This window comes from bacterium (assembly GCA_035380285.1).
GTDB lineage: Bacteria > Auribacterota > Erginobacteria > Erginobacterales > DAOSXE01 > DAOSXE01.
Window position 1 is genome coordinate 1 of the sequence record DAOSXE010000002.1, and the last position, 24,875, is coordinate 24,875.

18 protein-coding genes and 1 tRNA gene are annotated in these 24,875 nt (G+C 65.1%); 16 read left to right on the plus strand and 3 right to left on the minus strand.

Features of this window, described 5'->3' with window-relative positions; genetic code table 11:
• Positions 1-120: 120 nt before the first annotated feature.
• Genes PLZ73_01140 through PLZ73_01150 form a run of 3 tightly spaced genes read left to right on the plus strand, consistent with a single transcriptional unit; the run spans position 121 to position 4,831 of the window.
• Complete coding sequence (locus PLZ73_01140) at positions 121-537, plus strand: TolC family protein (GenBank protein HOO76473.1); 417 nt, start codon at positions 121-123, stop codon at positions 535-537.
• 28 nt (positions 538-565) lie between these two features.
• Positions 566-1,681 carry an efflux RND transporter periplasmic adaptor subunit gene (locus PLZ73_01145; GenBank protein ID HOO76474.1) on the plus strand — a complete coding sequence of 372 codons (1,116 nt, stop codon included), beginning with the start codon at positions 566-568 and terminating at the stop codon, positions 1,679-1,681.
• 30 nt (positions 1,682-1,711) lie between these two features.
• Entirely contained in the window at positions 1,712-4,831 is a 3,120-nt protein-coding gene (locus tag PLZ73_01150; protein ID HOO76475.1) for an efflux RND transporter permease subunit, read from the plus strand.
• A gap of 17 nt (positions 4,832-4,848) precedes the next feature.
• On the opposite strand, the gene PLZ73_01155 is transcribed toward PLZ73_01150, so the two are convergent.
• Positions 4,849-4,932 (minus strand) — tRNA-Leu (locus tag PLZ73_01155).
• A gap of 176 nt (positions 4,933-5,108) precedes the next feature.
• Here PLZ73_01155 and PLZ73_01160 point away from each other — a divergent pair.
• Positions 5,109-5,537, plus strand: coding sequence for a hypothetical protein (locus PLZ73_01160; GenBank protein HOO76476.1), 429 nt, complete (start codon positions 5,109-5,111; stop codon positions 5,535-5,537).
• Between the two features lie 19 nt (positions 5,538-5,556).
• Positions 5,557-6,012, plus strand: a complete 456-nt coding sequence (gene smpB, locus PLZ73_01165; protein HOO76477.1) for an SsrA-binding protein SmpB — start codon at positions 5,557-5,559, stop codon at positions 6,010-6,012.
• 12 nt (positions 6,013-6,024) lie between these two features.
• Here the strand turns inward: smpB and PLZ73_01170 are convergent, their stop codons facing one another.
• Positions 6,025-7,383 carry an NCS2 family permease gene (locus PLZ73_01170; protein HOO76478.1) on the minus strand — a complete coding sequence of 453 codons (1,359 nt, stop codon included), beginning with the start codon at positions 7,381-7,383 and terminating at the stop codon, positions 6,025-6,027.
• An 81-nt stretch (positions 7,384-7,464) separates the two neighbouring features.
• Here PLZ73_01170 and PLZ73_01175 point away from each other — a divergent pair, with 81 nt between their 5' ends.
• The 4 genes from PLZ73_01175 to PLZ73_01190 are packed head-to-tail and all read left to right on the plus strand — an operon-like array spanning position 7,465 to position 10,550.
• Complete coding sequence (locus tag PLZ73_01175; GenBank protein HOO76479.1) at positions 7,465-8,268, plus strand: NUDIX domain-containing protein; 804 nt, start codon at positions 7,465-7,467, stop codon at positions 8,266-8,268.
• 36 nt (positions 8,269-8,304) lie between these two features.
• The gene (locus tag PLZ73_01180) at positions 8,305-8,604 is read left to right on the plus strand and encodes an acylphosphatase (GenBank protein ID HOO76480.1); all 300 of its coding nucleotides are present in this window, start codon (positions 8,305-8,307) and stop codon (positions 8,602-8,604) included.
• A complete protein-coding gene (locus PLZ73_01185; GenBank protein HOO76481.1) occupies positions 8,601-9,788 on the plus strand; it encodes a PQQ-binding-like beta-propeller repeat protein in 1,188 nt (395 codons plus the stop codon). The genes PLZ73_01180 and PLZ73_01185 overlap by 4 nt, the downstream gene beginning before the upstream one ends.
• Before the next feature lie 30 nt (positions 9,789-9,818).
• Positions 9,819-10,550, plus strand: coding sequence for a hypothetical protein (locus PLZ73_01190; protein HOO76482.1), 732 nt, complete (start codon positions 9,819-9,821; stop codon positions 10,548-10,550).
• On the opposite strand, the gene PLZ73_01195 is transcribed toward PLZ73_01190, so the two are convergent.
• Positions 10,547-12,397 carry a tetratricopeptide repeat protein gene (locus PLZ73_01195; protein ID HOO76483.1) on the minus strand — a complete coding sequence of 617 codons (1,851 nt, stop codon included), beginning with the start codon at positions 12,395-12,397 and terminating at the stop codon, positions 10,547-10,549. The genes PLZ73_01190 and PLZ73_01195 overlap by 4 nt on opposite strands.
• Positions 12,398-12,545: 148 nt before the next feature.
• Between PLZ73_01195 and PLZ73_01200 the strand changes: the two genes are divergently transcribed.
• The 7 genes from PLZ73_01200 to PLZ73_01230 all read left to right on the plus strand — a co-directional run bounded on the left by PLZ73_01200 (position 12,546) and on the right by PLZ73_01230 (position 24,866).
• The gene (locus PLZ73_01200) at positions 12,546-15,353 is read left to right on the plus strand and encodes a hypothetical protein (GenBank protein ID HOO76484.1); all 2,808 of its coding nucleotides are present in this window, start codon (positions 12,546-12,548) and stop codon (positions 15,351-15,353) included.
• A gap of 50 nt (positions 15,354-15,403) precedes the next feature.
• Positions 15,404-16,249 (plus strand): hypothetical protein, encoded by an 846-nt coding sequence (locus tag PLZ73_01205; protein HOO76485.1) that lies wholly within the window; start codon positions 15,404-15,406, stop codon positions 16,247-16,249.
• 99 nt (positions 16,250-16,348) lie between these two features.
• A complete protein-coding gene (locus tag PLZ73_01210) occupies positions 16,349-16,792 on the plus strand; it encodes a tetratricopeptide repeat protein (protein ID HOO76486.1) in 444 nt (147 codons plus the stop codon).
• On the plus strand, positions 16,789-17,241 hold the full coding sequence (locus tag PLZ73_01215; GenBank protein ID HOO76487.1) for a helix-hairpin-helix domain-containing protein: 453 nt from the start codon (positions 16,789-16,791) through the stop codon (positions 17,239-17,241). The genes PLZ73_01210 and PLZ73_01215 overlap by 4 nt, the downstream gene beginning before the upstream one ends.
• A complete protein-coding gene (locus tag PLZ73_01220; GenBank protein HOO76488.1) occupies positions 17,238-17,966 on the plus strand; it encodes a UPF0280 family protein in 729 nt (242 codons plus the stop codon). The genes PLZ73_01215 and PLZ73_01220 overlap by 4 nt, the downstream gene beginning before the upstream one ends.
• 115 nt (positions 17,967-18,081) lie before the next feature.
• Entirely contained in the window at positions 18,082-20,412 is a 2,331-nt protein-coding gene (locus tag PLZ73_01225) for a C1 family peptidase (protein ID HOO76489.1), read from the plus strand.
• Between the two features lie 44 nt (positions 20,413-20,456).
• Positions 20,457-24,866, plus strand: coding sequence for a lamin tail domain-containing protein (locus PLZ73_01230; GenBank protein ID HOO76490.1), 4,410 nt, complete (start codon positions 20,457-20,459; stop codon positions 24,864-24,866).
• The last annotated feature ends 9 nt before the right edge of the window (positions 24,867-24,875 follow it).

The following is a 24,875-nucleotide window of genomic DNA, read 5'->3' on the forward strand; positions in this document are numbered from 1 at the left end:
GACCGAGGGCTGGGCGGCGCTGGACGATGCCAGCCGCGCCGCCTTCGAGCAGGTCGTTGCCTGTGGCAATCTTGGGAACGAATACGCGGGCCATTACAGCGCCTCCCGCAAGTCTTGCGTTTGAATGTCGGTGACGGCAGCAACGGCAGCGCGCGGCGCAAGGCCGAACAGGCCCTCTCCCTCCGGGAAGAGGCGACGGGGCTGGCCATCCGCTCGGCGTTCTTCGACCTGGCCGCCTCCCTTACCGCCTGGAACCTGGAGCGGGAACGGCGGGAGCTGGCCCGTCAAACCCTGGACCTGGTGGAGGACAAGTATCGACGGGGCGCTCTGCCCATCATCGATCTGCTCGACGCCCAGACCGAATACGTCTCTTCTCAATCGACGGAAGTGTCTTCCTTCTACGCCGCGGTTTCGGACCTGGTGCGGATGGAGCGCAGCATCGGCTTCATCCGGTACGCCGCCGAACCGGAGGAGGCGGAAGTCATCATCGGAGATCTGATCGCTTATCTGGAATCCCACCCCGGAACGGCCCCATGAGGAGCGCACGCCGAGAAAGGAGGCGATGGTGAGAGGAACAAACAGACTGATCGCCCGAAAGGGAAGCCGGCTCCTGGCCCTGGCCGCCGGCCTCAGCCTGGGGACGATGGGATGCGGGGAAAAGCAAGAACAGCCCCCGGAGATCGTCAGGCCGGTGAAATCGCTGGTGGTCGCCCCCGCGGCCGAAGGCGTGAAACGTTCCTTCAGCGGCGTGGCCCGTCCGGGGCGGGAAGCCACGCTGGCCTTCCGGGTGGGCGGGAAGATCCGGGAGATCCTGGTCGAAGCCGGGGACGAGGTCGGCGAGGGGACCGTCCTCGCCCGGCTTGACGACACCGACTACCGTCTCGACGTCCGCAATCTGGAACATAACCTGGAAAGCGCGGGGGCCGCCGCCCGCAACTCCGAGAACAGCTACCGGCGGGCCATGGGGCTCTACGAAAACAACAACATCAGCCGCGACACGCTCGATCAGGCCGAAGCTCAGCGCAATTCCGACCGGGCCCAGACGCAAGCCCTGGAAGCCCAGCTGGAGCAGGCCCGCAACCAGCTTTCCTACGCCGAACTCAGGGCCCCGTTCGCCGGTTCCGTATCCGGGAAGGAAGTGGAGGAGTACGAGACGGTCACCGCCGGTCAGCCGGTGCTGCGGATCCTCGATCCTCGCTCCATAAAGATCAGGCTGGGAGTCCCGGAAAGCCTGGCCGCCCGAATCGAGCCCGGGCGCCGGGCGGAAGTCGCCCTGGAAAGCTTTCCCGGGAAAACCTTCCGCGGCAGCGTCAGCGAAGTGGAAATCGCCCTCGACAACATGACGGGCACCTACCCGGTCACCGTGGTTCTCCTCGATCCCCCGGCCGGGGCGCGGCCGGGAATGGCGGCCGAGGTTTCCTTCTTCTTCGAGTTCCCGGAAGGGGAGGGAATCGTGGTCCCCACCTCGGCCGTTTTCTCCGACCTGGAAACCGGCGCCGATTACGTCTGGGTGGTGGAGGGCGGAAAAGTGAACAAGCGCAGGGTCGCGCTGGGGACGCTCTGCACCGAGGGAGTCGAAGTGACTTCCGGGCTCGAAGGAGGGGAACGGGTGGTAACCGCCGGGGTATCCCGGCTGGAGGAAGGACGGCGCGTGCGTCTCGGCGACGGGCTCGAACCCTGACCGGCCCCGACCGCACACGCCGGCAAGACGATGAACCTTACCGAATTCGCCCTGCAACGCAACCGCCTGACCGTGGTCGTGCTTTTTGTCCTCCTGATCGGGGGGGTGTCGGCCTATTTCTCCCTTCCCCAGTCGGAGGATCCGGATTTCGTCATACGAACGGCCCTGGTCGCGACCTACTTTCCCGGAGCGTCCCCGCAGCGGGTGGAGCAACTCGTCACCGACAAGATCGAACAGCAGATCCAGGAGATCCCCGAACTGGACAACGTATCGTCCCAGTCCCGGACGGGGGTTTCGCTGATCTTCGTCAACATCAAGGAAAAGTACGACGATATGCGCCCGATCTGGCGCAAGCTCCGGGACAAAGTGGACGACTCCCGCGCCTCCCTTCCCGAGGGGATCGACGGCCCCTACGTCAAAGACGATTTCGGCGACGTCTTCGGAATCATGGTCGCCCTGACCGGCGAGGGGTTCTCCCAGGCCGAGATCGACGAAACCGCCAAAAACATGCGCAAGGAGCTTCTCCAGATCAAAGACGTGGCTCGGGTCGAGATCGTGGGGGAACAGGACGAGAGAATCTTCGTCGAGTTTTCCAACGCCCGGCTGGCCGAACTGGGATTCAGCCCGCTCCAGCTGGCCGAGAGCCTCCAGACCGAAAACATCGTCCTCCCGGGGGGCTACGTCAACATCGGGCCGGACAAGATCGTGGTCGAACCGACCGGCAACTACGAGAACGTGGACGCTCTGCGCGATACCGTCATCCGCCTCGCCCACGGAGGGGGAGGGGACAGCCTCATCGCCCTCAAGGATATCGCTTCGGTGACCCGCGGCTACGTGGAACCGCCGGATACCATCGTTCATTTCAACGGGGTCCCGGCGGTGCTTCTGGCCGTGAACATGACCAAGGAAGGCAATATCGTCGATTTGGGGCGCCGGATCGACGAATTCCTGCGGCGGGCGGAGGCGGACCTTCCCGTGGGCATGGAATTCGGCTACGCCGCCTTCCAACCCCGATACGTGACCGAGGCCATCAACGATTTCATGATCAACCTCATCGAGGGGGTGGCGGCGGTGGTGCTGGTCATGCTGCTCTTCCTGGGCCTGCGCACCGGCCTGGTGGTCGGAACCCTGATCCCCATGACGATGGTGGTGACGTTCCTGCTCATGTCGGTCTTCGGGATCGGCCTTCAGCAGGTATCGATCGCCTCGCTGATCATCGCCTTGGGGATGCTGGTGGACAACGCCATCGTCATGAGCGAAGACATCATGGTCCGCATCCGGTCCGGCCAGGAGCGTTTTGCGGCCGCCGTAGCGTCCGGAAGGGAACTGGCGATCCCCCTTCTTACCTCCACGCTGACCACCGCCGCCGCCTTTCTGGCGATTTATCTGGCCGAATCCGCGGTGGGAGAGTACTGCGCCAGCCTCTTCGAAGTGGTGACCATGTCCCTGGTCTCCTCGTGGGTCCTGGCCCTGACCATGATCCCCCTCTTCTGCCTCTGGTTCCTGAAACCGGCGACGGCGGGTTCGGCCCGCGGTTTCGGGGAAGGGTTCTACCGGCGTTATCGGGGTTTCCTGCTCTGGCTCCTCACCCACCGGGCCGTAGCCGTAGCCGTTCTCCTGGCCGTGTTCGCGGGGAGCCTGCAGCTTTTCGGAGCGATTCCCCAGATATTCTTCCCCCCGTCGATCCGCCCCCAGTTCGTCGTCGATTTCTGGCTGCCGGAAGGAACCCACCTCGCGGAGACGTACCGGGAGATGCTCCCGGTCGAAGAATATTTGAGCGGGCGCAAGGAAGTGGAAAATTTCTCCATGTACGTGGGCGAATCGAGCCCCCGTTTCTACCTGGCCCTCAACCAGGAACAGAGCAACGAGAACTACGGTTTCTTCCTGGTCAACTGCGTCTCGACCGAGGGCATGGACGAGCTCATGGACGGAGTCTACCGGATGATGATCGAAACCATCCCCTCCGTCAATCCGGTGGTTAAAAAACTGGAAACCGGAGCGATGGTGGGAGCCCCGATCCAGATCAGAATCAGCGGAAACGACGTCAGCGACCGGGGGATCAGGACCCTCTATCGCCTGGCGGGAGAAGTCAAGAGCGCCTTGCGTGAAACTCCCGGCGCCGTCTCGGTGCGCGACAGCTGGGGTTCCGCCATTAAAAAGCTCTACGTCCGGATCGACCAGGCCCGGGCCCGGAGGGCGGGGCTGACCAGCCAGGATATCGCGGTCTCGCTCCAGGCCCAGCTGGCCGGTTACCGCGCCACCGAATACCGGGAAGCCGACCAGGTCATCCCGGTGGAACTGCGTTCGACCCGGGCCAACCGCACCGACCTGGGGAAGATCGAGGGGCTCAACGTTTATTCCCTGGCCGGAGGCCAGAGCATCCCCCTGCTTCAAATCGCCCTGCCCGAATTCCGTTCCGAAGTCTCCACCATCGAGAGGCGCGACCGCAAAAGAACCCTGACCGTCAAATGCGACGTTTCCGGCCGGACCGCCGCCGACGTGCTCAAAGAGGTCAGGCCCGCAATCGACGAGCTGGCCGCCGGCTGGCCCGCGGGCTACGACGTCGAGTACGGAGGAGAGTTCGAAGAGAACGAGAAAGCCTCGCAATCGATCTTCGCGCAGCTGCCGATCTCGTCTTTCATCATCCTCATGCTCCTGGTCTGGCAGTTCAACTCCTTCCGCAAGACCCTGATCATTTTCTGCACCATCCCCATGGGTCTGATCGGGGCCGTCCTCGGTCTCTTCCTGACCGGCAGCGAATTCGGGTTCATGTCCATGCTGGGGATGGTGAGCCTGGCCGGGATCGTGATCAACAACGCCATCGTACTCATCGACCGGATCAACCTCGAAATCGAAGCGGGGAGGGCTCCCCAGGACGCCATCGTCCTCTCCGGCCAGAAACGGCTGCGCCCCATTCTGCTCACCACCATCACCACGCTGGGAGGCCTCCTGCCGCTGGCGCTTCAGGGAGGGCCGCTCTGGGAATCGATGGCCTGGACCATCATCGGCGGCCTCCTTTTCGCCACCGTTCTCACCCTCGGTTTCGTGCCGATCCTCTACTCGGCGTTTTTCGGGATCCGATTCCGAAAGGGAGTGGAGTACGGAAGCGAGGATGGCCCCACCGAGGCGGCGTTTGAAGCCGGCGCCTGACCCGCGCTGCCGGGCCCTGCCGAAGGGGGGACTCGAACCCCCATGGAGTTACCCCCACATGGTCCTGAACCATGCGCGTCTGCCAATTCCGCCACTTCGGCTCAACCGGCGCAAAGACTACGAAAACGGGCGGGTGCTGTCAAGGCCCAATCGGGCGGCCGCGGCGCTCCTTGCGAAAATGCCGCTTGTTCCCGCCGCTTCCGCTTCGGTATGCTTATTAAAGAACAAGTCATCTCAGCCCGAACTCGGGCGGCAGCACAACCCCGGGAGGCGTGCCATGAAAACCCTGGTTTGCGCGTTCGCGCTCCTGACGGCGGCGGCGGCGGCGGCTCAACCGGTCGTCGATCCCGCGGCCCTGAGGAGCGACCCCTGGCCTTACCGAAACGCCACCATCACCGTGAAAGACATCTTCACCGCCCGCAAAACCCCGGTGCCGACGGCCATGGCCGAAGCGGGATATTCCGCCCGGGACTACCTTCATTTTACCGCCGGACGGTCGGGGATGCCCTGCTACGTGCGCAAGAGTTCCCCGGTGGCGGCCTTGCTCCCAAGCCTTCAGCCGGGGGATCAGGTCACCATAGTGGGGAGAGTGGTCCAGCCCAAGATCACGGTCAAGCGCAAAGGCTGGAACCAGGAAAGGATCAAGCTGGAGCGGTTCATCCTCGTCGTCACCAGCCTGGAGAAGGGCTGGGGGCCTCCGCCCTGAGCCCCGGAAGGACCGGGACGTGAAGGGACGAGTCCTGATCACCAACCGCAAGGCCCGTCGCGACTACCTGATCCTGGAAACGTCGGAGGCCGGCATCGTCCTTGAGGGCTCGGAGGTGAAATCCCTGCGCGCCGGGCGCGGGAGCCTGGCCGAAAGTTACGCCCGCGTCGAGAACGAGGAAGTGTTCCTGGAAGGGATGCATATCACCCCCTACGACCATGGGAGCGTCTTCAACCCCCCGGAACTGCGCCCGCGCAAACTCCTTCTGCATAAGCGGGAAATCAGGAAACTGATCGGCCAGACCGCGATCAAGGGACACACGCTGATCCCCCTTTCCCTCTATCTCAGCCGGGGCCGGGTCAAGGTGGAATTGGCTGTGGCCCGGGGGAAGAAAGCCTACGACAAGCGGGAGACGATCAGGGAACGGGAAGGGGCCCGGGAGATGGCGGCGGCCGTCAAACGGGCTCGGAACTGAAAAACCCGGCTTTCAGAAAATAAGGTATTTGGCCAGGAAAAGTCCGGCCACCGGATAGAGCGGCCAATGCACCTCCCGTCCCCGGCCGGCCAGGAGCTTGATCGCGGGGTAGGAGACGAACCCCCAGGCGATCCCGTCGGCGATGCTGTAGCAGAGGGGGATACCCACCATGACCAGAAAAGCGGGGAGCCCCTCGGTCAGGTCGTCCCATTGCACTTTGCGGACGTTGCGGATCATCATCGCCCCCACCACGATCAAGGCCGGAGCGGTGAGGGCGTGATCCTGGGTGACCATGCCCACCACCGGGCTGAAAAAAAGCGCGGCGAGAAAACAACCGGCCGTGACCACGCTGGTAAAACCCGTCCTCCCTCCGTAAGCCACCCCGGTAATGCTTTCGATGAAGGAGGTGACCGTGCTGGTTCCCATCGCCGCCCCCACCACGGTCCCGACCGCGTCCGAGACCAGGGCCCGGTCGGCGCGAGGCAGACGGTTATCCTTGATGAACCCGGCCTGTTCGCTGACGCCGATCAGGGTCCCCAGCGTATCGAACACGTCCATGAACAGGAAGATGACGATGAAGGACCACATGTGGGGGCTGAGGGCGTGAACGAGGTCGAACTTCAGAAAGGTGGGGGAGAGGGAAGGGGGAGGGGCGACCACGGCCCCGCTGAACCGGGTGCGGCCCAAAATCAGGGACAGGGCCAGGCCGGAGAGAATCCCCCAGAGGATGGCTCCCCGCACTCGGCGCGTCATCAGCGCCAGCGTGACCAGGAAAACGAAACCGAAGACCAGCATCTGCAGAGAGTGGAGGCGGGGGTTGAGACCGATCAGGGTTCCGGGGTCGGCGACCACGATCTTGGCGTTCTGCAGTCCGATGAATGCGATGAAGATTCCGATCCCCACGGCGATCCCGTTGCGGAGACTGGGGCTGACCGCCTCGATGACGACGCGGCGCACCCGGCAGAGCGAGAGGATGAGGAAGATGACGCCGGAGATGAACACCACCCCCAGAGCGACCTGCCAGGCCGTGGTTTCTCCGGCGCGGACCGCCGCCAGCGTGCCCGCCTCGGCCACCACGGTGAGAACGAAGAAAAAATTCTCCCCCATCCCCGGGGCCTGGGCGATCGGGTAGTTGGCCAGAACCCCCATGAGGAGGGTGGCCAGGGCCCCGGAAAGACAGGTGGCGGTCATGACCGCCCCGAAATCCAACCCCGAATCGAAGCCGAACATTTTCCCCGAAAGCACCGCCGGCTGCACGAAGATGATGTAGGCCAACGTGGTGAAGGTGGTGATGCCGGCCCCGATTTCGGTACGGAGATCGGTGCGGCGTTCTGCGAAACCGAAGTATGTCGAAAGGAAATGCCTGTTCATGGCCCGGCCGCCGGTCGCGGTTGTTTCCCCGAAGGCGGCTATGATAGCATACCGTTCGTCCATGTAAAGAGGGAGAGAACCATGAGCGCCCCCATCACCCTGGTTACCTGCGGGATCATCTGGAAGGGAAACCGTTTTCTGATCGCCCAGCGCAAGCCCGATTCGCGACTCGAACCCCTGAAGTGGGAATTCCCGGGAGGAAAGATCGAGTTCACCGAGGATCCGCCCACCGCCCTGCGCCGGGAGATCCGCGAAGAGCTCGGCTTCGAGATCGACGTCGGGGATATCTTCTGCGTCAGTTCCCACACCTACAGCCGGCCCGACGGGACGGCCAAGCATATCATGATGCTGGCCTACAACTGCGCCTATCGGCGCGGGGAACCCTCGGCGATCGACGTGCACGGGTTCCGTTGGGTCGAAACCCGGGAACTGGACGCCTACGACCTGGCGGCCGCCGACCTCGTCATCCGCGACCGGCTCCAGAGACGCCACGGTCTCCCTCCCTCCGATGCGCCGGCACCGGACGAAACCCCCGACCTCCATGACCGGGATACGACCGTGGCCGATCTGCGGAAGGTGGTTTCGCAATTCGTGGAAGAACGCGACTGGGGACAGTTTCATTCCCCCAAGAACCTGAGCATGTCCATCGCCATCGAAGCGGCCGAGCTCATGGAGCTTTTTCAGTGGAACACGGTCGAGGAATCCCGGTTGATCGGCCAGACCCCCGAACGCTACGAGGAAGTCTGCCGGGAAGTGGCGGACATAGCCGCCTACGTTCTCAGCCTGGCCAATTCCCTCGACATCGATCTCAGCCGGGCGGTCACCCGGAAGATGAGGCTGAACCGGCTGAAGTACCCCCGGGAAAAATTCTATGGGAAATTCTGAGGGGCCGACCGCGGCGGGCGCCGGCGGGGTCCGGCAATGAAGTCCTCGGGGGAAACCCGGATCCGGATCCTGGTGCGGGGGCGGGTCCAGGGGGTGTTTTTCCGGGCTTCCACCGTCGAGGTGGGAACCGGGTTGGGGCTGGCCGGCCGGGTCCGCAACCTCCCCGACGGCGGCGTGGAGGTTCTGGCCGAAGGCCCCCGCCCGGCCCTGGAAGAGCTCGCGGCCTGGGCCCGGCGGGGGCCGGCCGGCGCCCGCGTGGACTCGGTCGAAGTGGAGTGGGGCGCGGGTCCGGGCGGATACGCCGGGTTCGGCATCGCCGGGAGGTGGGATCGATGATCCGGACCCTGGCGGCGGCCCTGCTTTTTCTTCAGGCGGCCGGAACCGGCCCGGAGCCGGCCGGCGCCCCGGCCTGGAGGCAACAGGGGGGAGGGTCCGACCACGGCGGAGGGGAGGGGGGGGTTCCCACCGACCCGGTTCTGGCGTGGCGCTATTCGGGGCGCTACGCTTTTTTCACCCCTCCCTCGGTTCTCGGCGACCGGCTGGTGGTGGGGGACGAGCATGGACGGCTGACCTGTTTTTCGGCCGAAGACGGTCACCGGATCTGGGACCGGAAGTCCTCCGGGTACTACGCCGCGGCCCCGGTGGCGGCGGAGGGCCGGATCTACGCCGCCTGCTCCCGCCGCGAACAGTGGACGGAAACCGTTAAAAGCGGGGGGATGTTTTCCGGCGGCGCCGACCAGATCGTGTCCATGGTCGAGGAGCGGGGGACCATCGCCTGTTACGCCCTGGAGAACGGGCGCAAGCTGTGGAGCCGGCGGTTTCCCAAGGTCATCCACGCCACACCCGCCCTGGAAGGAGACCGCCTGGTCGCGGGCAGCGGCGATTTCAAGATCTACTGCCTGGAAGCTCAGCGGGGGAAACACCTGTGGGAAGTCAAAACGGAGGGACCGGTGGAAGCTTCCCCGGTCATCACCGCGGGGAGGGTCCTGGCCGGATCCAGCGACGCCAACCTTTACTGCCTCGACCTCGGCGACGGCTCCCTGCTCTGGCGTTTCAAGGCATCGGGCGCGATCCGGGTCGCCCCGGCGGCGGCGCGGGGCGGGGTTTTTTTCGGGACCGTGACGGGGACCATGTACTGCCTGACCGTTTCCGCGGGAACGAAGGTTTGGGAGAAGGACCTCAAAGCGCTCCTGGTTTCTCCGCCGATGATCGTTCACAACGATCTCGTCCTCGCCTGCAGCGACCACACCATCCGCTGTCTCCGGGGGGGGGACGGCGAAGAGAAATGGCGGCTCGAGACCCGGGGCATGGCCCGGAGCCTGGCCGCCGGCGCTGACGCGGGGTTGGCCGGCTGCGACGACGGAACCCTGGTCGCCTTCGGCCTGGAAGACGGCCGGGGGAGGTGGGAGCAGACGCTGGCCCGCAAGGAACCGCTCCTGGTCTCCATCGGGGGAGGGAAAATCTTTGCTTCTTCTCCCGACAAATCTATATATTGTCTGCGTCAGAACCGGGGCCGTTAGGGCGGCCCAAGCCTAAACCCGGAGAGGGAAATGAAAAGATTGGGTTCAGGGGCGTTGTTGCTGTTGTTGATGTCCGCGGTCGGAACGGTCCGGGCCGAACCGGCCGCCCCCGAAGACGGGTACCGGCTCCTGCGGGAAGCGACCGCCGCCGAAGCGGCGGGCCGCGCGGACCAGGCCGCGGCTCTGAACCGGCAGGCCCTGGACGTCTTCCGCGCCCTGGCCGGCGCCTCCGTCCCGGAAACGGACCCGGAACTGGATTCTTCCCGGCTGCGGATAGAAGAGGATCTCCCCTCGAAGCCCACCGACCTGGAACTGAAGCTGTTGCGCCAACAGGAGCTGATCCTCAACCAGCAGCAGCTGATCCTGCAGAAACTGGCTCAGGTCGCGGAGTCCAACGCCGCTTTCACCGAGGAGATCAAGGGGGTACGCGCGGACACCTCGGAGATACCCAATCTGTCCGACGAGATCGACGACATCCGTTCGAATTCGGAGACGATTCTCGACTTCGAGGGGCTCCTGGCCCGTATCGAGGACAACACCCAGGACATTCCCGAGATGCTCAACACCGTCGACGAGATCGACAACAACACCAGCGATATCGGCAATATCGACGACTCCCTCCAGGACATCCGGGACAACCGCGATCTGCTCGATCAGGTCATCAGCATCGTCGAGGACATCAAAAACGACACCGACCGCATCGGGGACGTGGAGTCGGCGGTGGAAGACGTCAAGGACGAGATCAGCTCCGGCGGCAATTAAGGAACCGGGCCGCCGGGGCCGGGCGTGGGCGGCGGCAGGGCCAGGAGCTGAGTTTTCAGTTTCGTCTCGCCGGGGTTGAGCCGCAGTCCGCGCCGCAAGGTGCTTCGGGCTTCGGCGAACAACCCCCGGCCGACATAGAGGCGGGCCAGGACCGCGAACCCGGTCGGATGCCGGGGCGCGCGGCGCAACGCTTCTTCGGCGGCCGCCAGCGCTTCGGGAAACCGACCCCGTTCCTGAAGCAACAGGGCCAGATTGCGCAGAGGCACCGCGTACTCGCGGTTGATCTCCCCCGCCTTCCGGTAGGCTTCGGCGGCTTCGGGAAACCGCGCTTCCCGCTCCAACGCAATGCCCAGGGCGTTATAGGCTTCGGGGACCCAGGGGTTGGCGGCGACGACCGAACGGATGATCGTCTCCGCCTCTTCGATCCGGCCCATGCGCAGGTAGGTTTCGGCCAGATTGAGGGAGGCGACGTGGTAGAGAGGGTCCGCGGAAAGACTTTGCTCGAAATGGCGGACGGCTTTCTTCAACGCCCCCCGGTTGCGATAAAACACGCCCAGGTTGTTGTGGGCCTCGCAGTGCCGGGGGTTGATGGTCAGGGCTTCCCGCAGGGCGCCGATCGCGGCCCGGTCGTCCCCCCGGACATGGTACGCGATGGCCAGGTTGTTGTAGGCCAGGGAAGCCCGGGGCGAATAGATGCTGGCGCGAAGCCAGAGATTGAATTCGCTTTTCCAGGCCCAGAGATAGTCGACGCTCCCCAAAGTCAACGCGACCAGCACGATTCCCAGGACCGTCCCGGCCCAACGCCGGCGCCGGCACGTCCCCCCGGAAAGAAGCGGAGCCAGGAAAAGGCCCGCCAGAATGCATCCGAAGACCGAGGGAAAATACAGCCGCTGTTCGGCCACGGTCCGCCCGGCCTGGGCCACCTTGCTCAAGGCCGGCAGCAGGCTGATCGTCAACCCGGCCCCCGCCCAGAAAATGCCGCGGCGGCGGCGGACCCGGCCCAGCGCCAGCAGGAAGGCGACCGCACCCAACAACGGCAGCAACCAGAGCCAGCCCCCCCAGTAAACCGGCAGCCTGAAGCTGTAGAGCGTCTTCAGGCGGACCGGAAAAATCAACAGCTGCAGATAGCGCGCCCAGAGCCGGACCATGTCCGGAGGGTAATCGACCAGATTTCCCGGCCGGGGCAGGCCCGCGGATTTAAGCATTACCGCCTTCCACGCCCCCGAGACCAGGGCGAGGCCCCAGAAGGGGAGACTGAGGCGCCAGGCGCGCTTCCAACCGGCGCGGAGAAGGACCGTGAACACGACCAGGGGGGGGAGGATCAGGGCCGTCTCCTTGGTCAGCAGCGCGGCGGCATAGATCAGCGAGAGACCGGCGATCCGCAACGCCCCGGGCGGTCGGGCGGAAAGCAGGCCGGCCAGCACCAGAGTCATGAACAGCGAGGGCAGCAGCTCGGAAATGTTGCGGGGGTTGACCACGGCTTCCACGTGGGCGGGATGAACGGCGTAGAGGGCGGCGGCGACCAGGGCGGCGACGGCGCTCCCCCCCACGCGGAAGGCGAGCAGAAACACGGCAACGGTGGCCAGAGCGTTGACGAGGATGTTGGCGCACCGGTAGGGAGCCGGATCGGCCCCCCCCCACCACGCGGGGACGCTGAGCGCAAGCATCTGGAGCGGGCGGTAGTCGTTGCGGGAGATCGGCACGCGCCAGCGCCAGAAGTCCGGTTGAAAGTAGAGCAGGGGAGATTCCGCTCCGCGCAGCAGGCTGTTGTCCCGGACCACCCGCACGTCGTCCCAGAGCAGCGGGTAGCGGAGGGCCGGAAGATAGATCGACCCGCCGGCCACCACGATCAGGGCGAGGGCGGCGGCGGCGGGGACGGAGAGTCGGGAGTGCTTAATCGTTTTCTCCGGTCAGATTTTATGTTGACCATGACGCTGGCCGGAAATACTATAGGGGCTGAATCTACCTGTCAATCATCCAAGAAGGAGGTTGCTCATGACCAGAGCCAGGAGCATTTCGCTGGCCTCGGGTGTATTCACGGCGGGTGTTCTCGTCTTCCTCTTGTTCGCCTTGGGCGGTTTCACTTCCCCGCTCCCCTCGACCTGGGAGATGAAGTATACCAACCTCAAGGACGACCTCCGGGCCCTGGCCGTCAACCCCCTCGATCCCCAGATACTCTACGTCGGCACGGATCAGGCCGTGCTCGGCAGCACCGACGGCGGCCAGACCTGGAACCAGCTCTACAGCTTCCGCGACGACAAGATCGATATCTCCGACGTGCTTTCGGATGAAGCCATCCAGGTTTTGACCGACATCGGAGCGGACGCCGCCCAGGCGTCCGCCCCCGCCGGCCAGGCGGAGGAAAGCGCTCCGAAGGAAGCCGAAAGAGCCCCGCGCGGCCGCGAAAGCGCTCCTTCCGGAACGGGAGGGTCGGGCACTAGCTCGACGGCCGAACTGGCCGGCCAGGTGGAGACGGCGCTGCAGAAAATGACGGAAACCCAGGACGCCCTCGCCCAGGCCGAGGACGCCTACATGGAATGGACCCCGGACGAGCTCACCATCTCCGAGGTGGACGGGATTCCCGAAGACGACAGCGGCTTCGTGGAACAGCCCATGTACGACGAACTGGCCAACTGGCTCTCCGAACGTTCCCTGAGCGTCCCCGACAACGGGGCCGAGCGCAAAGACACCCTGGTCGATTACCTCAAGACCCACGAGGCCGAAGGCGAAACCCTGTCCAAGGCGGTGGACTCGGCCAAGTCGCAATACACCAACGCCGAGGGGGAATACAACAACCTCAAGGCGCAGCTGGAACAGGCCGAGGCCGCCCAGGGGCAGGCCGAGGACCAGGAGGAGATGGCGGCGACGGAAGAATTCCAGTCCGAAGAGGCCGGCGCCTCCGCCCCGGAACCGGGAGCCCAGTCCACCCCCGCGATCGAAGGCGGGTATCTCACCGGGGTAACCGACCTGGCCGTCAACCCCGCCAATCCGGACCATGTCTTCGCCACCACCTTCGACGGGGTCTACCGGTCGCCGGACGGGGGACAGACCTGGGAATCGATCTACACCGGCGCCAACCCCCGCCAGGGATGCAGTCTCTGCATCACCATCGACCCCTCCAACCCCGACATCATCCTGCTGGGGACCCTGGTCGGGGTCGGAATATCCAAAGACGGAGGCGTCAGCTGGACCCGGGCGCTGGGCAGCCTCAGCAACGACGTCGTCACCGCCGTCGCCGTGCATCCCTTCGACTCCAGCGTCATCCTCGCCGGGACCCAGGGGGACGGCATCTTCAAGAGCACGGACGGGGGCGACAGCTGGGAAAAGGTCTTCAACAACCCCTCGTCCGGAGCCCAGAACATCGGGGCCGTCGCCTTCGCCCCCGCCAACCCCAACATCGTCTATGCCGGAACCCAGAACGGCATCTACGTCAGCCACGACGCCGGTTCCACCTGGGACACCGCCTCGGGCATGGGCCTGGGAAGCTACGGCGCCCGCGACCTGGCCATCGACCCCACCGATTCCAACACTGTCCTCATGGCCAGCTGGGACGGTGTCTTCGGCACCATGAATGGCGGCAGCCAATGGCGGCGCCTGACCTACGGGCTCAAGTACCGGGGGGCGGACCGCGTCCTCTTCGACCCGCTCGCCCCGGAAACGATCTGGATGCTGACCGACGACCATGTCTTCCGGGGAGAAAGCCCCGCCACGGTCGACGTCGAAGGCGACGGCAAAGCCTACCTTACCGGCAACTGCGAGTTCAGTTTCGGGGGCACCGAGCGCCACACCCTGACCATCCTCAACGTCGATCCGCAGGCCAAGACGGTCAAGATCGAACTGCGCTCCGAACCCCAGGACCTGACCCTCGAAGTGGGCGTGCCCACGGAGGTCGATCTGAACGGGGACGGGACCAAGGACGCTCTCATCACCCTGGAGAAGATCGACCAGGGCGAACCCAAGATCTCCATCTACAAGGTGCTGCGTATATCCGCCCGGGAAGAGTCCATCCAGCTGAAATCGGCCGAAGAGGTCAGGGGGCTCGAGGACCTGGAACCGTACTTCGCCGCCGAGCCCAGCTGCGTCGAGGTCCAGGATGCCGCCTCCCGCTGGGGAGAAGTTCACCCCGAGATGATCGAGGACTGGCGGGAAGGCGCCCGCTTCCGCGCGTTTCTCCCCGAGGTCCAGGTCCAGTACACCTACCGGGTGGATAACGATACGGCCACCGACAGCTATGATTCCTATTCCCGGGAATACGACTTCTACACCGCCTACGGCGGCAACTCCGAAGTCAGCAGCAGCCGGGGAGACGAGTACACGGAGGGTTTCTACCCCTCCACCAGCCTGGGATGGCCCGATACCTACGAATGGTTCGACTCCTACTCCACCTACGACGAGTCCTCGGCGTATCAGTCCTACCAGGATTACGAGGGCACCTCCTCCCGCGACGAGCACCGCACCCGCGACGGAGCCCGGGACCGCAACTCCAAGGCCTGGAAGTTCCAGCTCGACTGGTACCTGGGCGATTTCCTCTTCGAGAGGCAGCAACTCTACATCAGCCGGGAAGCCCGCGACCTGGTGGAACTGCGCCAGGACATCCTGGAGCAGGTGACCATGTACTACTTCGACCGCAAGGCCGCCCGGATCGACATGATCATGAACCCGCCGGCCGACTCCTACTCCAAGCTGGACATGCTCCTGCGCCTGCAGCAGCTCGACGCCAGCCTCGACGCCCTCACCGGGGGATTCTTCACGGCCACGATCAAGGAGAGACGTGCTCAGTACCCGGAACTCCCGGTCTATTGAGAAACAATTAACCCAATGCGGCATTTTCAAATAGCGAGAAGGAGGGTGCCATGACCCCAAGAAGCGCACTGCCGATCACGGCGGGAGTCGTGCTCTTGACGATCCTCTTGAGCCTCAGCATCAGCCAGGAGATCGTGACCCAGCCGCCTCCGGTGGAGACTCTGGACGACCTCAACGCCCTGTTCGCCGACGAGCCCACCTACAACGAGATCCAGGAAGCGGCCATGAGGTTCGCCGAGGTCCATCCGGACAAGATCGAAAGCTGGAGACAGGGGGCAAAATTCCGCGCCTTTCTTCCCCGGGTGAGCTACCGGTACAACGTCTACGACGATTGGACCGACGAAATCTCGACCGGTAGCGAGGACAGCATCTCCTTCGAGTACTCCTACGACTACGAGGTCATGAGCTCTTCCGAGCAGGGGACCAACGACGGCTACGGCCAGGCCGGCAGCAGCGGCTGGCCGGTCCCGGAATGGTCCATGACCCAGGAGTACACCAACCGCAGCGGCCAGGCGGCGTCGACCCGGGACGCCTACGGAGAGTCGGGAGGGACCCGCGACTACATCGGCACCTACGAGGAGGACGGCAACACCAAGGAGTGGGGGGTCATGCTGGAATGGGACCTGCGCGACTTCCTCTACAGCGAGGAGCAGACCCGGATCAGCAAGGAGGCGCGGGAACTGGTCGAGCTTCGCCAGGACGTGATGGAGGAAGTCAACACCTACTTCTTCGACCGGCGCCGGTCCCAGATCGATATGCTCTTTTCCCCTCCGACCGACACCGCCAGCCGGATCGACATGCAGCTGCAGATCGCCCGTCTGACCGCCAACATCGATGCCCTGACCGGTGGCTTTCTGAGCAAGCGCCTGGCGGAGACCAAAACCGCCGTGCAGTAATCCCGCGCGCCGCGGACAGGCCCGGGCGGAGTCATGGCCGCCGCGGGATGGGGACCGGAACGGCGGGTTCGGCGGAAACGGGAGGGGAGGCGAACGGGGGTGAACGGCTTCACCTCGAGTTTCTTTCTGGTCAATTTTCTCCTGCAGCTGCTGGGGTTCAGCTCGGGCCAGTACCTGGAACGCCGGGTGGACATGGACGTGGCGGTGTTCTGGCGCAATCAGGCCCTGGCCGCCCCCCGATGCTCCTATACCCGGATAGACTGCTATAACAAGGCGCTGGCGAGGGACTCCGGGTACCTGGCCGCCCGGTGCGAGCTGGCCGACGTTTACTACGAGCTGGGCATAACCTACGGGCACCGCGACCTTTTTCGGGCCGCGGCCGATTGCCTGGAGGCGGCCGCCGCCCTGGAGCCGGACGACCCGGAAATCCACCGCCGGTTGGGCCGCGTGTACTTTCTCCTGCGCGATTTCGACGGCAGCCGCCGCGAGTTGGAACGAACCCGGGCCCTTTCTCCGCAAGCGAACCCGGTCCCGGGACCATGAAGGGGAGGGGACCGGGACGAACGTTCCTCGTCCTGGTCATCGCGTTTACGGCCGCAGCGGCGTGGGCCAAGGTCAACATCAACACCGCCACCCAGGCCGAACTGGAAAGCCTTCCGGGGATCGGGAAGGTCAAGGCCGAACGCATCATCCAGTACCGGGAAAAGCACAGCGGTTTCCGGCGGCTGGAAGAACTGATGGACGTTTACGGCATCGGCCCCAAAACGTTCGAAGCACTCGAACCCCTCTGTTGCCTTTATGACGAAATCGGAACCGGGGCCCGGGCAGAGGCCGGGTCCCCGGGTTCCGGACAGGGCCCGCGCTCGACCGAACCCCTGCCGGGGAGCATGGAGGTTAAATGCTGGAAGTGCGGCAAGGTCTTCGAAGTGCCCAGAGCCGCCCGGGAAGGAACCTGCCCGTACTGTTCGGCCAAATTCAAGGTTTCCCGGTGAAACGAACCGTCGGCACTCTGGAGTACCGTACGAAAACCGGCGCCGGAGACCTGACTATTTTCGAAGTAAGGGAGGGGGAATCCGACCTGCGGGTGGCGGCGGAGCGCGATTATTCCCGGGAAGCGGCGGCGGCTCTGTCCCGGATCCGGAGAGGGCTCAAGGAGTTCACGGCCCGGGAGCCCCGGTTCGGATCCACCTTTCTCCCCTGGTTCCCGGCCGGAGCCGTCCCCGCCCCCTTGCGGCGCATGGCCGAGGCCGCGGCCCGGTTCAACCTGGGCCCCATGGCGGCGGTGGCGGGCGCCGTGGCCGAAGCGGTGGGACAAGCCCTGCCGGGAACGGAAGCGATCGTCGAAAACGGCGGCGACCTCTTCATCCGCTCCGCCCGCGGGCGTTTCGTGGAGATTCTTCCCGGCCCGGGCCACCCCCTGGCGGGGAAACTGACGTTGGCGGTGCCCCCGGCCCCCGGAGGAATCGGCATAGCCACTTCCTCGGGACGCTGGGGCCGCTCGATCAGCTTCGGGAACGCCGATTCGGTCACGGTGGTGGCCGACGACCCCATCTGGGCCGACGCCGGCGCCACGTCGCTGGCCAACCGCGTCGCCCGGGAAGATCGGGCCCGCAACCCCCGAACGGGCGACTACCTGCTGGAAGCGGGCGGGGTGCGCGGCTTCCTGATCGTCTGCGGCGGAACCGTTCACCTCCGGGGGCGGATTTCCCTGGCCTAGGGCCTAAATTTTGTTGCTCGGGAGCCCCTGGGAATGGTACTATAATTTGACGACTAAAAGCTCCATACCGCCACAGGGGGGTTAGATGACAACCTTGGTCAGGAAGCCTGTATTCATGCTGGTTTGCGCCTTCGCGATCTTTGCCGTATCCGCCCCGTTGCCGCGAGCGGAGGCGGCGGGGCCCACCCCGGAGGACCAGGCGCTTTTGGAAGAAATGCGCCAGGAGATCGCGGCGCAGGGCTACGGATTCACCGTGGACTGGGATCCTCACCTCAACTCCGACGCCTGGTTCACCCCGGACCGCTCGGCCAAGGACAGACTGCCCCGGGCCCTTCCTCCCCGTACCGCCGCTCCCTTGCCGACCGCCTTCAGCTGGGCGGACTACGACGCCCTGACCCCGGTCCGGGACCAGGGGTACGTCTGCGCCGGCGGCTGGGCCTTCGCCATGGGGGGGGTGGTCGAATCTCTCTTCAAGATGAGCTACGGCCTCGATCTGGATATCTCCGAACAGTGGATCATCGAGTGCAACACCCTGGGGTACGACTGCATCCCCAGCCACGACGCCTACTTCTGCTACCAGTTTCTCTGCGACCAGCCGGCCCTCGACGGCGAAGCCGGGATCGTCCCCGAATCCGAGTTTTTCTACGCCGACACCGACGTCCTTCCCTGTTCCACCAACTACCCTTACCTCAAGGTCGGCCGGCTGGACAGTTTTCTCCTGGTGGGAGACGACGGCGACCTCAGCGACCCCGAGCCCCGGGTCGAGGATATCAAGCGCGCCATCTACGAAACCGGCCCGGTCTCGGTCATGCTGGGCGCCGATATTTATTTCAGCGGCTATTCGGGGGGGATTTTCGACTACGACATCCGTGAACCGGAAGCGGTCCAGGCCGTGGTCCTGTACGGCTGGGACGATTCCCAGGGCGACCACGGGGTCTGGTTCCTCCGCAACAGCTTCGGAACCGGCTGGGGCGAGCCCATGAGCTACAGCACCGGAATCTCCCCCGGTCCCGACCGGGGCTACATGCGCATCGCCTACGGCGCCAGCCGGGTGGGGATCGACGCTCAATACGCCGAATTCCAGCCCTCGACCCAGCGGCGCTCCTACAGTGTGAGGCGGTTCGAGAACGATTTTACGGGAGGGGGCACCGCCCAAAACTGGAAAGCGGACGAGGCGCTCTGGCAGTACGCGCTGCCCTTCACCTTCCCCTTCTACCGGCGCCCCTACAACAATATCTGGGTGTCTTCCAACGGCTACATATCCTTCTCCGCCGGGACCTGTCTCTGGAACGCCGATATCGACACCCTGCGCTCCACCCGCATGATCGCTCCCTTCTGGATCGACCTTTCCACGGCCGACACGGGCCGGGACATCTACATCGACGAGCAGACCGACAACGTCACCATCCGCTGGAACGCCATCCAGCCCGGGCTTCCCACCATCGCCATCCAGGCCGAACTCATTCTCAACCGCGACGGCAGTTTCCAGATCAACTACGGCGACGGCAACATCTTCGCCGGTTTCTACCCGGTCGTCGGCTTCTCCGACGGCAACGGTATCGACTTTCAGCTTACCGACTGCAACGGGCGCTGGAACCTCCAGTCCGATTTCCCCGAAACCAACAATTACACCGGGGCTTTCTGCCCCGGGGTGCTCAAATCCCGCCGGGTGCTCTCCCGCACCTTTACCCCGATCAGCTCCGCCGCCGGAATCGTCGACGGCGACTACAGCGGCAACGGGAAATCCGATATCGCGGTGCTGCGGTCCTACCGGGGCAAGTGGAGCATCCGGGGATTTTCGAACGTATACTACGGCGCGGCCGGCGACCTCCCGGTCTCCGGCGACTACGACGGCGACGGCACCGCCGACATCGCCGTTTTCCGGCCCTCCACCGGCCTCTGGGCCGTCCGCGGCGTCACCGCCGCCTACTACGGAATTCTGGGCGACAAGGCCGTTCCCGCCGATTACAACGGGGACGGCAAAACCGACATCGCCGTTTTCCGGCCCGATACCGCCGCCTGGAGCGTCCGGAACCTCAGCCACTTCTACCACGGCAAACGCATGGACGTCCCTCTCCCGGGGGATTACAACGGCGACGGCAGAGCCGAAGCCGCCGTCTACCGGCCCTTGACCGGCGGCTGGATGATCCGGGGGATGGGTTCCCGGTGGCTGGGCACCTACGGGGACATTCCCGTCCCCGGAGATTACTCCGGGGACGGCAGCACCTACCCGGCGATCTTCCGGCCTTCCTCCGGGCTCTGGGTGATCCAGGGCCTTTCCCGGCTCTACTTCGGGGCTCCCGGAGATTCGCCGGTGCCGCTCGACTATTCGGGGGTGGACGCCCTGCGCTTGGGCATATTCCGTCCCTCCAGCGGCCTCTGGGTCGTCCGGCAAGTCACCCGCGCCTACTTCGGAGCCACCGGGGATACCCCCGTCACCAAATAATGAACGTACTGGTCACAAGCAACAAATACCTGCCGAGGTTGTCGATGAGAGTTTTTGTACGCACCGTTTTCAGCGCAGCCGCCGCCCTGGCGTTGTTTCTGCCCCCGGCGTTTTCCCAGGCCCAGTGGGGGTCGGGAGTGATCAAGGGGCGGGTGACCGACGCCGCCACCGGAGCGGGCATCGCCGGAGTGAGGATGCTGGCCATGTCTTCCGGGGGAGGCCGGGCCGGAGTTACCGACGCCGGCGGCTACTACACCCTGAGCAACCTCATCCCCGGACTCTACCGGCTTCAAGCCTACACCGACCTGGAGTTCCCCGGCATCGGCTACGCCACCCAATACTACTCGCAGAAGTACTACTTCGAGACCGCGGATCCGATCAAGGCCGAAAACGGGGTGGAGACGACCGGAGTGGATATGCAGCTGGACCGGGGGGCGGTCATCACCGGGCAACTGACCGACGCCCACACCGGGGAAGTGGTCGTCGGGCTCAAGATCGCCGCCTACACCCTGGGCGAGAAAGCCGCTTTCTGGAACAACTCCGACGAGAACGGCATCTTCGAACTCCAGCCCCTGCGTGACGGCTACTACCGGCTTCTGGCCTACACCCAGCCCTACAACTACACCAACCCCGAGGGGAAATGTTTCCAGCAGGAGTGGTACCTGCACAGCGAATTCGGGTCCGCGACCGTTTTTCAGGTCGCCAAGGGAGAAGTGCGGACCCTGAGCGGGCCCTGGGAACTGGATTACTGCAAGACCCCCACGCCCGAGCCCGAGCCCACTCCAACTCCGGAACCGCCCCCGCTGCAGATCTACCAGGTCTGGCCCGGCTACCCCTCCGACCCGGGCGACGGCATCGGCCAGGCCACCGTGGTCATCGCCCCCAACGACAAGGTCTGGCTCTTCGACTGCGGCGACCGCTACTGGGCCGGGGAGCTGGATAAGGACTGTCCCCGGGAAGTTCTCTACCTCCTCGATTCCCTCGGCTACAGTTCGATCGACTACGCCGTGGTCAGCCACTACGACGCCGACCACTGTTACGGATTCATCACCATCGCCAACGGCACCGGCGACCCCGGCGACCCGCCCCTGGTCCGGGACGGGGTGGGACAGATCCCGGTGGCGTACGACCGAGGCGGCACCACCGACGTCGACGGGGATCCCCTCTCGGTCTTCTACACCGCTGGGATCTCCCAGCGCAAGACCCCGGTCCTGGGGACCGACATTCCCCTGGGCAGCGGGGCGGTCCTGCGCTGGCTGGCTTTCGGGAACCCCAACTACGGGGCTCCGGGAGAGACCAACGAAGTCTACGTCCTCGACCACGCCCCCCTGACCACGGCCGACGGCAACATCGACGAAAACTCCAAGAGCATCGTCGTTTCCCTGCTCTACGGGGGCTTCGACTACTACATCGGCGGCGATTCGACCTGCAGCTCCCTCAGCTCCTTCGTGGGGGTGGAGGAGGCCGTAAGCGAAGTGTACCGGACCACGTTCAACCGCTCCTTCGACATCATCCTCCTCGACCACCACGGGTCCAGTTACCACACCCCCACCTACTTCCTCATGCGCACCCTCCCCGAGGCGGCCATGGTGGCCTGCTGGGACAACAATTACGGCCACCCCACCTGCGCCACGCTGGACCGGGTGGTGCAGTACACCGAAACCGGCCCCGGGCGCCAGTCGGTCTTCCAGGTCGACGAGGGGAGCAGCTCCTACCCCTGCAACGCCTACGCCCTCTCCGCCAACGCCCCCATCCGGATCTTCACCGACGGCTACTACTACTCGATCGAACCCCGTTCCGACCTGGCCCCGGCCTACTACACCACCGCCTCCCCGCTCCCGATCTCCCGGTATACCTCCCTGGACCCGATCACCGACACCGCCTGGGACAACCACCCGGTCGACGACATCGGCATCCCCACGCCCACTCCGGCACCCACCCCCCCGGTGGAGCGTTCGGTCGTCATCAACGAAGTCTGCTGGGCCGGGACCCAGGCCAGTTATTATGACGAGTGGATCGAGTTCTACAACCGTACCGACACCGCCGTCGACATCAGCTCCTGGTCGATCATCAGCCCCCGCTACTCCTTCAACTTCTCCGAAGCCGAGGGTTCTCTGGTGATTCCGGCCCACGGCTACTGGGTCTTCGCCGACAAGCAGATCTTCTCTTCGGGAGCGACGGTCAATATCACCGGGTCCATCGCCCTCTACAACGACAACCAGGGTCAGTTCCGGCTTTACAACCAGCCCGACGGCGCCGGGGTCCTGGTCGACGCCGTCAACCCCGACGGAGCCACCGTCTGGTGCGGAGGGTCCAGCGGGGGAGAGGCCGACCGCCGCAGCATGGAGCGCAGGAACTGGGGCCTGGACGGCGCCGTCTGCGCCAACTGGTGCACCTACGGGGGCGTACCCGTCGTCGAGGACAGCAGCGGGTACCCGGTCCTGGGCAGCCCGGGCTACGAAAACAGCTGTTTCTTCACCACCCCCTCGCCGTCGCCCTCTCCCATCGCCTCCCCGACCCCGACGACGACTCCGATCGGCTTCAAAACCCCCAGCCCCTCGACCACCCCCACTCCGCTGCCGCCGGTGGTCATCGTCAACGAGATCGCCTGGTCCGGCACCGCCGCCGGCGGGAGCTACGAGTGGATCGAGCTCTACAACGCCACCGGGAGCACGGTCGACCTCACCAACTGGTTCCTCGAAATCGGCGGCGTCAGCATCGACCTGACCGGGTCCATCGACCCCATGGGATACTACCTGCTGGAACGCTACCAGGCGGCCGTCAGCGACATCCCCGGCGACATGGTCTACGACTTCGGTTCCATCAGCAACCTGGGGGAGACGGTCGCCCTGCTCAACACCGGAATAACCGTGGACTTCATCGACTGCCTGAGCGGCTGGTTCGCCGGTTCGGCCAGCCCCGGGTATTACTCGATGGAAAGAATCTACCCCGGCTACTCCGGTTCCAACCCCTCAAACTGGCAGAACAACAACGGCGTCCAGACCAACGGCCACGACGCCGACGGGAACCCCCTCAACGCCACCGCCCGGGCCCAGAACAGCGCCTACCTGCCCACGCCTCCGCCGACGCCGAGAGTCATCACTCCCACCCCCACCATATCCCCCATCACGCCGACCCCGACCGTGACCCCGTTCGGCTACAAGACTCCCCCCCCGACGCCGCCGCCGCCGGCGGTCGTCATCAACGAAGTCGCCTGGGCCGGGACCGCGGCCTCCACCAGCGACGAGTGGATGGAGCTCTACAACAACACCGGCAGCGCCGTCAGCCTGGCCGGCTGGGTTCTGGCCTCCACCGACGGCAACCCCAACATCTCTCTCGCGGGGTCGATCGGTGCCCACTCCTACTACCTGATCGAGCGCACCGACGACAACGTCATCAGCGACATCCCCGGCGACCTGGTGGTCAGTTTCGGCACCGGCCTCTCCAACACCGGGGAGCACCTGCAGCTCAAGAACGGGGCGGCCGAAGTGGTGGACGAACTCGACTGTTCCGGGGGCTGGTGGGGCGGCGACAACACCACCAAGGCCACCATGGAACGGATCGATCCCGAGGAATACGGCAACCTCTCCTCCAACTGGAGCTCCTGGGCGGGACCGTCCTGGAACGGCCGAGACGCCAACAACAACCCGGTCAAGGGTACCGCCCGGGCCCAGAACAGCATCTACGCGCCCGGATCCGCGTTCCTGCGCCTGGACAACGGCGATTACAACGGCGACGGCATCGCCGATATCGCCGTCTTCCGTCCCTCCTCGGGGCTCTGGGTGATCCGGCTGTTGAGCAGCTTCCACTTCGGACGCCCCGGCGACCTGCCCGTCTCCGGGGATTACGACGGCGACGGGACTTCCGACGCCGCCGTGTACCGCCCCGAAAAAGGCCTCTGGCTCTCCGCCTCGGGTCTCAGGCTCTACCTGGGCCGCGGCGGTGACGTTCCCGTTCCCCGCGACTACAACGGCGACGGCATCACCGATCCCGCCGTCTTCCGTCCCGCATCGGCCCTCTGGGTCGTCGACGGACAGGAGCGCTTCTACTACGGCGCTCCCGGCGATCTGGCCGTTCCGGCGGACTACCTCGGAACCGGCGCCGTGCCCGCCGTCTTCCGGGAAGGTTCCGGACTCTGGGCCGTCCGGGGCGGTTTCAAGACCTGGCTGGGCCGAAGCGGAGATATTCCCGTCCCCGCCGATTACGACGGCGACGGGCGGGCCGACGTGGCCGTCTATCGTCCTTCCTCCGGGCTCTGGGCCGGAGAAGCGGGCCTTTCCTACTTCGGCGCTCCGGGCGACCTGCCGCTTCCCGCCGATTACAACGGCGACGGCACCGCTCAGTCCGCGGTCTACCGCCCGTCCAAATCGCTCTGGGCGATCGAGGAAGGCGAGGGAAAAACCGGAGCGATAATCTACTTCGGGACCGCGGAAGACATCCCGGCCACCCGGTAACGCTTCCGC